Source organism: Hydrogenophaga sp. UC242_53, assembly GCF_042696965.1.
Lineage (GTDB): Bacteria > Pseudomonadota > Gammaproteobacteria > Burkholderiales > Burkholderiaceae_C > Hydrogenophaga.
Map to the genome: position 1 here is coordinate 1,977,796 of NZ_CP170552.1, position 13,041 is coordinate 1,990,836.

At 66.7% G+C, this 13,041-nt stretch carries 9 protein-coding genes; 4 read left to right on the top strand and 5 right to left on the bottom strand.

Annotated elements, in window-relative coordinates; genetic code table 11:
• Positions 1–6: 6 nt before the first annotated feature.
• Positions 7–2,313, bottom strand: a complete 2,307-nt coding sequence (locus ACFJI0_RS09950) for an amino acid adenylation domain-containing protein (protein WP_382324621.1) — start codon at positions 2,311–2,313, stop codon at positions 7–9.
• A gap of 305 nt (positions 2,314–2,618) precedes the next feature.
• Here ACFJI0_RS09950 and ACFJI0_RS09955 point away from each other — a divergent pair, with 305 nt between their 5' ends.
• From ACFJI0_RS09955 to ACFJI0_RS09965, 3 genes are all read left to right on the top strand, one after another.
• Positions 2,619–3,272, top strand: a complete 654-nt coding sequence (locus ACFJI0_RS09955; RefSeq protein ID WP_382324623.1) for an SGNH/GDSL hydrolase family protein — start codon at positions 2,619–2,621, stop codon at positions 3,270–3,272.
• Positions 3,269–4,345 (top strand): acyltransferase family protein, encoded by a 1,077-nt coding sequence (locus ACFJI0_RS09960; protein WP_382324625.1) that lies wholly within the window; start codon positions 3,269–3,271, stop codon positions 4,343–4,345. The genes ACFJI0_RS09955 and ACFJI0_RS09960 overlap by 4 nt, the downstream gene beginning before the upstream one ends.
• A gap of 153 nt (positions 4,346–4,498) precedes the next feature.
• Positions 4,499–5,521, top strand: coding sequence for a glycosyltransferase (locus ACFJI0_RS09965; protein WP_382324627.1), 1,023 nt, complete (start codon positions 4,499–4,501; stop codon positions 5,519–5,521).
• 1,408 nt (positions 5,522–6,929) lie between these two features.
• Here the strand turns inward: ACFJI0_RS09965 and ACFJI0_RS09970 are convergent.
• Complete coding sequence (locus ACFJI0_RS09970) at positions 6,930–7,520, bottom strand: hypothetical protein (protein WP_382324629.1); 591 nt, start codon at positions 7,518–7,520, stop codon at positions 6,930–6,932.
• A gap of 484 nt (positions 7,521–8,004) precedes the next feature.
• Here ACFJI0_RS09970 and ACFJI0_RS09975 point away from each other — a divergent pair, with 484 nt between their 5' ends.
• Positions 8,005–8,208 carry a hypothetical protein gene (locus ACFJI0_RS09975; protein ID WP_382324630.1) on the top strand — a complete coding sequence of 68 codons (204 nt, stop codon included), beginning with the start codon at positions 8,005–8,007 and terminating at the stop codon, positions 8,206–8,208.
• Positions 8,209–8,886: 678 nt separating this feature from the next.
• Here ACFJI0_RS09975 and ACFJI0_RS09980 read toward each other — a convergent pair.
• The 3 genes from ACFJI0_RS09980 to ACFJI0_RS09990 all read right to left on the bottom strand — a co-directional run bounded on the left by ACFJI0_RS09980 (position 8,887) and on the right by ACFJI0_RS09990 (position 12,878).
• Entirely contained in the window at positions 8,887–10,374 is a 1,488-nt protein-coding gene (locus tag ACFJI0_RS09980; protein ID WP_382324632.1) for a hypothetical protein, read from the bottom strand.
• A gap of 290 nt (positions 10,375–10,664) precedes the next feature.
• Positions 10,665–11,117 (bottom strand): hypothetical protein, encoded by a 453-nt coding sequence (locus ACFJI0_RS09985; RefSeq protein WP_382324634.1) that lies wholly within the window; start codon positions 11,115–11,117, stop codon positions 10,665–10,667.
• Between the two features lie 375 nt (positions 11,118–11,492).
• Positions 11,493–12,878, bottom strand: a complete 1,386-nt coding sequence (locus ACFJI0_RS09990) for a hypothetical protein (protein WP_382324636.1) — start codon at positions 12,876–12,878, stop codon at positions 11,493–11,495.
• Positions 12,879–13,041 lie beyond the last annotated feature (163 nt).

Here is a 13,041-nt window from a genome sequence, read left to right on the forward strand (position 1 = left end):
GGATGCTCAGGGCCGGGCCGTTGAGGTTGAGGCGGTTGCGCAGCGCGGGTGCGCAACGTAGTCCTTCTCGCTGGCGAGCATGGTGGCGAATTCGCCGTACTGCTGCACCAGCTCGGGTTGTTCGCTGCGCAGCGCGGGCGCGTAGGCGTTGTTGCCGGTGCCCGCGTACACGCCGATGCGCGCGTCGGTGCGCGAGGCGTCGATGGCGGCGTGCTCCAGCGCCGAGACGCTGAGCTCGAGCATCAGCCGTTGCTGCGGGTCGAGCATGGTGGCTTCGCGCGCCGAGATGCCGAAGAAGCCGGCGTCGAAGTGCTCCACGCCGTCGAGCACGCCGTGCGCGGCCACGAAGTTGGGGCGCGAGCGCACCGCGTCGGGCACGCTGGGGTCGAGCTCGTCGAGCGAGAACTGGCGGATGCCTTCCTGGCCGTCGATCAGGTTCTGCCAGAAATCGTCGAGGCGGCGGGCACCCGGTGTGCGGGTCGCGATGCCGACGATGGCGATGCCGGCCGTGGGCTGGGCCGGCGCCAGGCGCTTGCGCTGACCCGCGTTCACCGGGCCGGCGAGCGCCGCGGCGATGCCGGCCACGGTGGGCTTGTCGTACACGTCGGCCACGTTCAGGCCCTGGACGCCCTGGTCCTTGAGGCGCGTGACGAAGCGCATCACGAGCAGCGAGCGCGCGCCCAGGTCGAACAGATTCTGGTCGTCGCCGATGGCGGGCAGGCCCAGCAGCTCCTGCCACAGGCCGCGCACGATCGCCATCGGGTCGCTCGAAGCGGAGGCGGCGGCCGTGTCCATGGCCGGCAGGGGCAGGCCCTTGCGGTCGATCTTGCCGCTGGGCGTGGTGGGCAGGCGATCCAGCACCACGTAACGCACCGGCACCATGTACTCGGGCATGGCGGCGCGCAGTTCGGCGCGGATGCGGGTGATCAGCTCGCTGGTGTTGGCTTGCGCGCCTTCGCGCAGCACCAGGTGCGCGACCAGTTGTTTGCCGATGCCGGGCAGGTCGGGCGCGGTGACCACCGCGTCCTTGATGCCGGCCTGGGCCATGATGGCCAGCTCGATCTCGCCCGGCTCGATGCGAAAGCCATCGACCTTGAGTTGCTGGTCGGCGCGGCCCAGGTAGGTGTACACGCCCTCGGCGTCGCGGCGCGCGAGGTCGCCGGTGACGTACCAGCGCCCCGGCAGATCGGCGAAGTCGGTGCGGAAGCGCTCGCCGGTGAGTTCGGGCCGGCCGAGGTAGCCGCAGGCCAGCGTCTCGCCGCCCAGCAGCAGTTCGCCGGTGTGCTCGTCGGTGGCGTTTTCGGACGGCACCAGGGCGAGCTGCACGTGCGGCAGGGCGCGGCCGATCGGGGGGATCTCGGGCCAGGCGGCCGGGTCGCCACGCAACTCGTGCGCGGTGACCACGTGGCTTTCGGTCGGGCCGTAGTGGTTGTGCAGCTCCGAGCCCGGCAGGCGCTGGAACAGCGAGCGGATCGCGGGCGTGACCTGCAGTTGTTCGCCCGCGCTCACCACATCGCGCAGGGAGGTGGGCAATTCATCGCGCGAGGCTTCCGCGATCATCTGCAGCGCCACGTAAGGCACGAAGATGCGTTCGATGCGGCGCTGGATCAGGGCGTTGAGCAGCAGGCCGGGGTCGCGCCGCTGTTCCTCCGGCACCAGCACCAGCGTGCCGCCGCAGGCCAGCGTGGAGAAGATTTCCTGGAAGTGCACGTCGAAGGACAGCGGCGCGAACTGCAGGGTGCGCGCGGGCTGGCCCAGGCGGGGGTGGTCGGCGTGCCACTGGATCAGGTGGCGCAGCGGCACCGCGCCCATCGCCACGCCCTTGGGCCGGCCGGTGGAGCCCGAGGTGAACAGCACGTAGGTGAGGTCGGGCGCCGAGGCGTGCAGGGCGGCTTGCACCGGTGCGGGCTGTTCCAGCGTGGGCAGTTCGCCCACCAGCGAGCGCAGCGTGGACAAGGCCTGGTCTTCACCCACCACCGCGCGGGGTTGCGCATCGTCCAGCATGGCGCGCAGGCGCTCGGCCGGGTAGGCCAGGTCCAGCGGCACATAGGCGATGCCGGCTTCGGCGGCGGCCAGGATCGAGATGATGGTGTCGGTGGAGCGCGTGGCGGCCACCGCGATGCGTTCACCGCTTTGCAGGCCCGCGTCGGCAAAGGCGCGCGCGCGCGCCGCCACCGCAGAGGCCAGTTCACGGTAGGTCAGGGGCTCGCCCTCGGGCGACTCCAGGGCCACGGCGTTCGCGTGGCTCTGTGCTCCGCTGCGCAGCCAGAGACCCAGGTTCGGTTCACCTGCGTCGTTCTCTTGCTGACTCATGAAGTGCATTGCAAAAACCCCCTACGTGCAGGAAAGCTCCTCGAATGAATACAAATGAGTACCATCAGAAACTTGTGTAACAAATGATAACCCGGTCGTGTTGTATTTTTTCTGACTTTCCGGGCCGCTTTCCCGCAGTTTGTACGACATAACTCACGCCGAAATGCATTTCCGACATTCCCGACCAAACGACACTGACAAGATGCAGGACTTCTTGCAACAGACCCTCTCGCATTGTTGCGGGCTCGAAGCCTTTTGATCTTGTGAAACATTCACCTAGGTTATCGCTGTGGACGGGTTGGGGCGTGGCGGCGCTGATCGCCTGCGCGGTCCTGGCGATTGGCGGCTCCGCGCGCCTTTCGGAGGCGTTCCTGTGGCGCCTGGAGCGTTGGCAGTCCGCGCCCACGGTGTCCCAGCGCCTCTTCGAGCGGCGCACGATGGCCCACCAGCTGAACGTGGACCGCCTGGTGCCGCGTGGCGCGATCCTCTTCTTCGGCGACAGCCACCTCCAGACCTTGCCCACGGGGGGCCTGGCGCAGGCCTACAACTTCGCCATCGGCGGTGAAACGGCCCAGCGGCTGAGCCAGCGCCTCGATCGCTACACTTCGCTGCCCCGGGCCCGCGCGGTGGTGCTCGGCGCGGGCACCAACGACCTGATCGAGGGCCGCACGCCCGAAGACGTGCGGCTGGCCTGGGGTGCGATCCTGGACCGCATGCCCGCGTCCGCCCAGGTGGTGTGTGTCGGCATTCCCGTGCCGCCCGGCAACCCGGCCGAGGCCGTCAACGCGTCGGTGGCCGAGATGTGCCGGCAGCGCGGCCATGCCATGGTCGACGCGGTGCCGGGGCAGGGCGCCCTGGCCCGCGCGTCCCTGGCGGGCGATGGCCTGCATCTCGATGCCACCGGTTCCCTGTTGTTGCTCCAGGCCATCGAGGCCGTCCTGACCAAGAAACCCGCATGATCGAATCGCCACCCTCGCAGTCGCACCGCCAACCCGCACTGGACTGGCTCCGGGGTTTCGCCGCCCTGATCGTGGTCGGCTTCCACTACTTCCATGCGGGGGTTCGCGATGGCTCGATCCAGGGCCAGCAGAGCCCCATCCTGTACCACGTCTTTTCCTATGGCTACGTGGGGGTGCACCTGTTTTTCATGATCAGCGGCTACGTGATCATGATGACCGCCCAGAATTCGAGCGTGCGGCGTTTCATCGCCTCCCGCGTGTCCCGGCTGATGCCCGCCTTCTGGGTGTGCATGACCCTGACGGTGCTGATCGAGCTGGCCGCGCCGGCCGCGCCGTTCAAGCCCGAGTCCTGGGCCCAGTACGCGGCCAACCTGACCATGCTGCCCCGGGTGTTCGGCCAGAACCTCGTCGATGGCGCGTACTGGTCGCTGGCGGTGGAGATCAATTTCTACTTCTGGATCGGCGTGGCGATCGCCACCGGGCAGCTCAAGCGCATCGAGACGCTGCTGATCCTCTGGCTGGGCCTGTCGCTGGTCAATTTCATTCGCCCCATGTACACCGTGGAGATCGTCACCAGCGCCCAATGGGCGCCCCTGTTCGCCGCCGGCGCCTTCTTCTTCCTGGTGCGGCAGTCGGGCTGGACCACCCGTCGGCGCTTGGCGCTGCTGGGCTGCGCCGCGCTGGCCTGCATGTACCTGTGGCGTGAAAATGGCCAGGCAGACAGCCTGGAGCAGCTGCTGGCCCTGGACGACAGCCCCAACAACCTCGTGATCGAGGCCATCCTGCTGTCGTATTTCGCCTTCTTCTACTGGATGATTCGCCGCAAGGTACCGATTGAACCCTCGACATGGAGCGATTTGTCCGGCCGCCTCACCTACCCGCTGTACCTGATCCACCAGCACGCCGGCTATGCCCTGTTCAGCGTGGCGGTGGCGTCCGGCCTGGTCGCGTCCTGGGGCATGACGCTGGTGACCCTGGGCATGATCGCCCTGGCCCTGCTGGTGGCCTGGGCGGTCAATGTCGGGGTCGAACAGAAGCTCGGCCCCGTGCTGCGCAAGTGGATCGCGCGCTGAAGGCGGGAGAAGAAGCGTGACGAACTCCGCACCCACGCAAAAGCCGGCGCGGTATGCTGGTGCGGTGACAGATCGCGCTAGCCCCATGGGGTATGTACAACAATGCACAACGCACCACGGCATTCGGGAGAAGATTCGATGAGATTGCCGGGATTGGACCCCCAGCCCGTCGAACTGGGCCTTGTCGCGCCGGTGCTGCTGGTGGTCGTCGATACCGAAGAAGAGTTCAACTGGAACCAGCCCTTCAACCGACAGGCGACCGCCACCCAATCCATTTCCTCCCAGGACCGGGTGCACGCGCTCTACGACCGGTTCGGCGTCGTGCCGACCTACGTCATGGACTACCCGGTGGCCAGCTCGGTGGCCGCCACCCGCTACCTGCGCGGGCTGGTGGACGCGGGCCGCGCGGAATTCGGCACCCACTGCCATCCCTGGGTCACGCCGCCACACAACGAAACGGTGTCGGTGTTCAACTCGTACCACGGTAACCTGCCGCTGGAGCTGGAGGAAGCCAAGATCCGCACCAGCACCGACGCGGTGGCCCAGGCCTTCGGCCGCGCGCCGCGGGTGTTCAAGGCCGGGCGCTACGGCGTGGGGCCGAACACCTTCGGCATCCTGCAGGAACTGGGCTACACCGTGGACTGCAGCGTGGTGCCCCACACCAATTTTTCCTTCGAAGGCGGGCCGAACTACCAGGGCATGTCCGACCGCCCCTTTTTCACCGACGCCTCGCACGCCTTGCTCGAAGTGCCCATGACCGTGGGCTACTCGGGCCGCCTGCGCCGCATGGGCCCCGCCAATCCCTGGCTCATCGGCAGCAACCTCTCGCAGCGGCTTCGCCTGCCCGGCGTCATGAGCCGCATGAAGTGGCTGGAGCGCGGCAGGCTGAGCCCGGAAGGCTTCGATGTGCAGTCGCAGGAGCGCCTGCTCACCACGCTGTTCCACGAAGGCGTTCGTGTGTTCACCATGACCTACCACTCGCCGACCTTGCAGCCGGGCAACACCCCGTACGTCAAGACCGAGGCCGATCTGGTCGCCTTCCTGGCGAACATCGAGTCCGTGCTGAGCTTTTTCCAGAACCGCCTGGGCGGCACCTTCTCCACGCTGACCCGCGTCGAGCAACTGGCGCGCTCACGGGTTGGCGCCGCACAGGCAGTCGCGGCCGTCGCGCACTGAGCGCCTCGCGCATCACCCGCCAAAAACAAACAACCCTCTGCGAAGAGAGGGTTGTTGAAGGTCAGAGCGGTTGAAGCGGGATCAACGCGGAACGATGGCCCAGGTGGGGTCGTTCACGTAGCCGGCATCCATCTTCGGGGTCATGGACTTCCACTTGCTGTAGGCACCGCTGGCACCGGTGATGCCGGCGCTGCTGGTGGCGGCCAGCATGGCGCGGGCATAGGCGGCGTAGTCGTCCACGCGGTCCGGTGAGCCTTCGGTGATCGCCATGCCGGCGCACGAGGCGCCCTTCGAGCCAGCGTAGTTGGTGTCGAACAGGGTCTTCCAGCTGCTGAAGAACTGGTTGCTCGCGTCGGTGACGTCCCACCAGTAACCCGGGGCCTTGGCCATGCAGAAGCCGTTGGCTTCGTTCAGGAAGCGGCCGACGGTGAAGCCGGTGATCCAGTTCAGCATGGTGCGGCCTTGCGGGTCACCGTCCTCGGCGATCTGCGTGAGCACCAGCGTCATGAAGTCGTTTTGCCAGGGGCCGGCCTTCTTGGTGTCCCACGGGCTCTTGATGGCGCCGAAGGGCGAGCGGGCGGCCGCGTTGGCGTTCTGCGGGTAGTTCTGCACGTACCAGTTCAGGTTGTTGGCGAACCGGGTCTGGAAGTACGACTTCATGGGGTGGTTGTCGGGCACGATGCGCGAAGCCTCGTCGATGGAGCGCAGGGCCCAGGACTGGGCACGTTCCTCGTTGCCGTAGATCAGGCCCTTGGCGCCTTCGCGGTAGTAGGGGTCCACCGCCGCGATGTTCCAGCTGGCCCAGAACATGGCTTCGTCCAGGTAGAAGGCATCGCCGGTGATCAGGTAGGGCATGTAGCCGAACGAAGCCTGGTGCGCCGTGTCCGGCGTGTAGATGGTCGTGCCCGTCGGCGTGGGCAGCTTGGGCGTGGAGGAGCCAAAGCGCACGGCCACGTTGGGGTTGCGCTCCACATCCAGTGGCTGGCCAGAGCCTTCATCGCGGTAGTGCACCGGCACGCCAGCGGCGGCATCGGCGTTGGCCAGCATGCTGGCGCGGGCACGGTCGTCCTGGGTGATGAGGTACAGCGCGGTCCAGCGTGGCTGCGGGCCGATCTCCGAGCGACCACCGGTGGTGGGGAAGTACGGCACCAGCATGGCCGGGCCCATGGGCGCGGTGTTCGAGCTGGCCAGCACGCGGGCCTCGTCGGCCAGGACCGACTCAGGAATCTTGACGCTCAGGTCGTAGTTCCAGGTGGCCTTGCTGGCCAGGAAGTACGGCATGTGGTGGCGCACGCGGTACTGGGGCAGCGTGTTGCCCGTCCAGAGCACCTTGTGCCAGCGCGCCTGGTAGTTGTGCGTGATGCGCGGCTGGGTGTGCACGACCTGGCCGTTGCGGCGCACGGTCAGCTCATAGGTGAGGTTGCCCGGGTTGGCCTTGAAGGTCCAGTTGTTCTCCAGGACCATGTCGGTGCGGATGCTGGCGCCGCCGTCGTACAGGCGGGTGTGCAGCCGGGCCGAGAGGTGGGGGTGCTCGGCGTTGCTGGCGCTGTCCTTGAAGGGCGCGACCACGGTGTACTCGGTGCGCACGCTGCCGTTGAGGCGGCGGCCCGAGCCCTGGGCGATCTGCTGCTTGAGCAGGTCCTGGGGCTTGCGCAACCAGGGTGGAGACCAGGGTGCTGCCGTTGTAGACCTTGGCCTCGAGTTCGAGGTTCCAGTCGGGGCTGGCGGGGATGGTCTGGGTGGCCGAGGACTTGGCGCCGGCGAAGAGGTTGATCAGCTTGGGCTGGTTGGCAGCGAGGTTGCTGACCTTGGCGCTGAGGACGGCAAAGCGCAGGGAGCCGTCGCGGTGGGAGGTCACCTCATCCATCTGCAGGGGCACGCTCGCGCCGCTGCTGTCGGTGGCGACCAGGCCCTGGTTGGCTTGCACGGCGCCGGCCTTGAAGGGCTGGCCGAAGGTGATGGGCAGGGCGCTGGAGGCCGTGCCGGTGGAGACTTCCACGCAGGTGATGGCGTTGGCCGCGCAGGCCAGGCCACCGGAGCCAACGGCTGGAGCAGGTGCGGGAGCAGGTGCGGGGGCTGGAGCCGGAGCCGGAGCCGGAGCCGGAGCCGGAGCCGGAGCCGGAGCAGGTGCGGGTGCGGGTGCGGGAGGCTTTGGTGCAGGTGCAGGTGCAGGTGCAGGTGCAGGTGCAGGTGCAGGTGCAGGTGCAGGTGCAGGCGCAGGCGCAGGCGCAGGCGCTGGCGCTGGCGCAGGTGGCTTTGGAGCCGGCGCGGGGGCTGGCGCCGGTGCCGGTGCCGGTGCCGGTGCAGGTGCCGGGGTGGCGGCGGCCATCACCTGGCAAGTCTTGGCCGAGCCACGGGCCGGATCGGAGCCGAAATAGCCGGTCGAGCAGAGCCCCACCGTGCGCACGGACTTGTAGACCCAGCGGCTGCCGGTGCCATAGCGAACGTTCTTGGTGCCGGAGACGACAAAGAGCTGGCCCTCCTTGGAGAGCTGGTTCCAGTTGGCAGTGGTGGCTGCGGCGGTGGTGGTGCTTTGGGCCTGCGCCGACGCGGCCACCATCGAAAACATCACCGCGCAGGCGGCCAGCACGCTGGCATGCGATGCCGGGCGAGGGGAGGAAGAAAGTGAGGACATGGAGAGAGCACCTGAAAGTCAAGAAGGAAAAGAACCGCTTGCACACGGCTGATCGAAGCATTGGCCTGCTGGGTCAACAGATCTTGGAATTCAATGTAATTCGATTGCCGCCATTTTCGGAATGCAAGCCGATGGGCAGGCGTCCGGAAACGATGCGCGGCATTCGTGATGCATGTCGCGAAACATGTTGAAATGATTGGGGTGTTTTATTAACTTCCCGTTGCCATTTCACGGCTGTGACTTCTTTTTTTCGAGAAGCCCAGGTGGAATGGCCTGGCAGCGCGTGCCGGGCGATTTGCCTAGCGGGAAAGTTGGTTGCCTCAATCGTGGTTTCCCCACGGGAGGCGCCGCACTGAGCATCAGGCGCATTGAATGCGCCAATTCGGAAAATGGTGCAATTAAATTAAGGTTGACTTATCGGATCGAAATAATGAAACATTAGCCAAAACCGCCAGAAGGTGGTTTTTGCCCGTTGAAAGGATTGGGCCATCCTTTTCCGTTCCGGGAAAGGGGGTGAGTTGAAAGAATATGAAAGAAAGAATTCCGGTGACGGCATTTCGAAGCCGCGTGTTAGCGGGCAATGCGCAAGGAATTCCCCGTCAACGAGCGGACGTTGAGGGATGGGCGGCCAACGGCCGCATTCACAGGAAAATTCGCGCCACGGTCCAGAGGCTGGGCGGCGCTGATGAGCAGGGCCCACCCGCTGGGGTGGACCGCCGCTGTCGCCCGCTCAGCGCGGAACGATGGCCCAGGTGGGGTCGCTGGCGAAGCCCGCGTCCATCCTTGGGGTCATGGACTTCCAGGTGGCGTAGGCGGTGCTGGCACCGGTGACACCGGCGCTGCTGGTGGCGGCCAGCATGGCGCGGGCGTAGGCGGCGTAGTCGTCCACGCGGTCCGGTGAGCCTTCGGTGATCGCCATGCCGGCGCACGGGGTGTTTTTGAGGCTGGCGTAGTTGGTGTCGAACAAGGTCTTCCAGCTGCTGAAGAACTGGTTGCCCGAGTCGGTGACGTCCCACCAGTAGCCCGGGGCCTTGGCCACGCAGAAGCCGTTGGCTTCGTTCAGGAAGCGGCCGACGGTGAAGCGGGTGATCCAGTTCAGCATGGCGCGGCCTTGCGGGTCACCGTCCTCGGCGATCTGCGTGAGCACCAGCGTCATGAAGTCGTTTTGCCAGGGGCCTGCCTTCTTGGTGTCCCACGGGCTCTTGATGGCGCCGAAGGGCGAGCGGGCGGCCGCGTTGGCGTTCTGCGGGTAGTTCTGCACGTACCAGTTCAGGTTGTTGGCGAACCGGGTCTGGAAGTACGACTTCATGGGGTGGTTGTCGGGCACGATGCGCGAGGCCTCGTCGATGGAGCGCAGGGCCCAGGACTGGGCACGTTCCTCGTTGCCGTAAATCAGGCCCTTGGTGCCTTCGCGGTAGAACGGGTCGACCCCGGCGATGTTCCAGCTGGCCCAGAACATGGCTTCGTCCAGGTAGAAGGCATCGCCCGTGATCAGGTAGGGGATGTAGGCGAACGAGGCCTGATGGGCGGTGTCCGGCGTGTAGATCGTGGTGCCTGTCGGCGTGGGCAGCTTGGGCGAAGACTCACCGAAACGCACCGACACGTTGGGGTTGCGCTGCACATCCAGCGGCTGGCCGGAACCCTCGTCGCGGTAGTGCACGGGCACGCTGGCGGCGGCATCGGCGTTGGCCAGCATGCTGGCGCGGGCGCGGTCGTCCTGGGTGATGAGGTACAGCGCGGTCCAGCGCGGCAGCGGGCCGATCTCCGAGCGACCACCGGTGGTGGGGAAGTACGGCACCAGCATGGCCGGGCCCATGGGCGCGGTGTTCGAGCTGGCCAGCACGCGGGCCTCGTCGGCCAGGACCGACTCAGGAATCTTGACGCTCAGGTCGTAGTTCCAGGTGGCCTTGCTGGCCAGGAAGTACGGCATGTGGTGGCGCACGCGGTACTGGGGCAGCGTGTTGCCCGTCCAGAGCACCTTGTGCCAGCGCGCCTGGTAGTTGTGCGTGATGCGCGGCTGGGTGTGCACGACCTGGCCGTTGCGGCGCACGGTCAGCTCATAGGTGAGGTTGCCCGGGTTGGCCTTGAAGGTCCAGTTGTTCTCCAGGACCATGTCGGTGCGGATGCTGGCGCCGCCGTCGTACAGGCGGGTGTGCAGCCGGGCCGAGAGGTGGGGGTGCTCGGCGTTGCTGGCGCTGTCCTTGAAGGGCGCGACCACGGTGTACTCGGTGCGCAACGCTGCCGTTGAGGCGGCGGCCCGAGCCCTGGGCGATCTGCTGCTTGAGCAGGTCCTGGGGCTTGCGCACCAGGGTGGAGACCAGGGTGCTGCCGTTGTAGACCTTGGCCTCGAGTTCGAGGTTCCAGTCGGGGCTGGCGGGGATGGTCTGGGTGGCCGAGGACTTGGCACCGGCGAAGAGGTTGATCAGCTTGGGCTGGTTGGCAGCGAGGTTGCTGACCTTGGCGCTGAGGACGGCAAAGCGCAGGGAGCCGTCGCGGTGGGAGGTCACCTCATCCATCTGCAGGGGCACGCTCGCGCCGCTGCTGTCGGTGGCGCACCAGGCCCTGGTTGGCTTGCACGGCGCCGGCCTTGAAGGGCTGGCCGAAGGTGATGGGCAGGGCGCTGGAGGCCGTGCCGGTGGAGACTTCCACGCAGGTGATGGCGTTGGCCGCGCAGGCCAGGCCACCGACGCCAGCGGCGGGGGCTGGTGCTGGAGCCGGTGCGGGAGCAGGCGCGGGAGCCGGGGAGGGGGCTGGTGCAGGGGCGGGTGCCGGAGGACGCGGGAAGATCGAGGGCGCCGGTGCCGGTGCCGGTGCGGGCGTCGAGGTCACGGTCTCGCCGGGGGTTTGCGCCGATGCGGTACCACCACCGCCACCGCCACCACAACCCGAGATGGCCGCCATCATGAAAAGCACGGAGAGCCACTTGGCGTCGCGGATGGCGGGGGTCTTGGAAGGGTTCATGGCGATGCCGGTGAGAGGTGTGCTGGCGGGAACGAACGGTCGAAAATGTCGGTGGCTTGTGACCACGTTCACGAAAAAAGTGCGTCGGTTGACTTTACGGGCGGCATTTCAGCGGTTGGAGCGTTGACCGACAGGCACACCGTCCAGAACGACATGCGGGAGCATGGACCCACCTCGTGAAATGCCGATGGCACAAAAAACCCGACCTGACCGAGCGCCCAAGCGCTTTGGAGTCGTGGCCGGGAAACCAGGGAATGGCTGGCACGCCAAATGCCCCGCAGCCCTTATTGTCGTAGGACTCGCCCTACAACCCTGTTGCCACGTGTTACGAGTTGCACTTCTTGCCGTCAGAGTGACCGCTCGGGCGGCGTGGCGTCAATTCGCGGAGACCGGTGCGGGTTTCACTGGGAAATCCTGCTCCAGCGCGCCCGGCAGCGTGGCGTCCCGCCTCGCGAGGCCCCGGAAATCATTGGTTACAAAGGTCCGCGAAGGTATTGTTTCCGGCGGCTCGAACCATTGGAGAAGTAAGGCATCCGGGTTCACGAAAACCTGCGCCATCGGCGCTTGGGTGTTCCATTCGAGGCCCAAAGCCGCGCCATCCCGCTCCGAAATGTTTCCTTCGAACAGGTTGCTGAGCAGGCGGGCCTGTGTCGGGGCCCGTCGGGCGGAGACGCCCGCCGTGTTGATCAGGGTGTTGTGGGCCAGCACGATGTCGCTGGCGCGGTTGATGTCGAGCCCGGCGTCGTTGCAGTGCGCCACGATGTTGTTGGCGGCCAGCCCGTGGCGGTGCTCGAAGGTCGCGCAGCCGTCCGAGCGGCACACCGCCGCCGGTTGGGTGCCACCCCCGCCGAACGAGATGCCCACCCGCTCGCCCGGGCGCGACACGTCCGTGGGCGAGCAGATCACGAGGTTGCGTTCGATGCGCCCACCTTCGCTGGCGCCCTTCATGAACAGCCCATACGCGACCCGGTTGCCCTGGCCTTTGGCGAAGTTCGTGACCAGGTTGTCCTGCACTTTCCAATGGCTGGCGCCGACGAGGTCGAGCATCACGACCGGCCTGTCGGTTTGCCGGGTGGCGCGGTTGGTCAGGGTGTTGAAGGCCACCAGGCCGTGGTCGGGCCACTCGCCGTCCAGGCCGTTGACCTTGATGTGCGCATTGAAGTCCTGCACGTGGTTGTTGCGCAGCGTGGCGAAGGCACCGCGACCCACCACATGGAAGGCGTGCTCGCAGTCGTGTTCGCGCGCGCAGGCGCCGCGGATGTTGAGGTTTTCGAAGGCCCAGTAGGGCCGGTCGATCTGGATGCCCGCCACCTGGGTGAAGTCCAGCTGGACGCTGCCAGGCACCAGGGCGCTCACCAGGATGGGGGCCTGTGCGCGGCCGTCCTGCCCGAGCCGCAGGGTCTTGTTGACGCTGTATCGGCCAGGGGCGATGACGATGTGGGTGCCGGGGCCGGCCTCCCGGAGAGCCTGTGCCAGGCCGGTGGCCGTGTCCACGCGGATCACCGTGCCGGCTTCGGGCACCGCGGGCGCCATGGAGACCCTCTGCTGGCCTTTGCCGAGCGTGGGCAAAGGTCCCGGTGGCGGTGTCCTTTCCCAGCGCCGCTGCAGGGCATGCAGTCCTGGAAGAAGCAAGCCCTCCAGGACGCGGTGGCCTTCCAGCCGGTGCTGTGCATGGCGGATCAGCTCCTGCGGACTCCGGGAACTGGCCTCGGCGTACAGGCGCCGCCCCCGGTCGCTCACCAGAAAGGCTGTGGCGGCCATGAGGAAAACCAGCAGGCCTGACGCAGCGAACCACAACCATCTGCGCCTCGGTTTCAATGGAGTTCCCCGTTTCTGTGTCCGGGTCATGATAGCCGCGAGCGTGTCGAATGCAACGTTATGACTGCATTTCAATGCTGAAAACGACTTGTTCGGTCGCTATGAT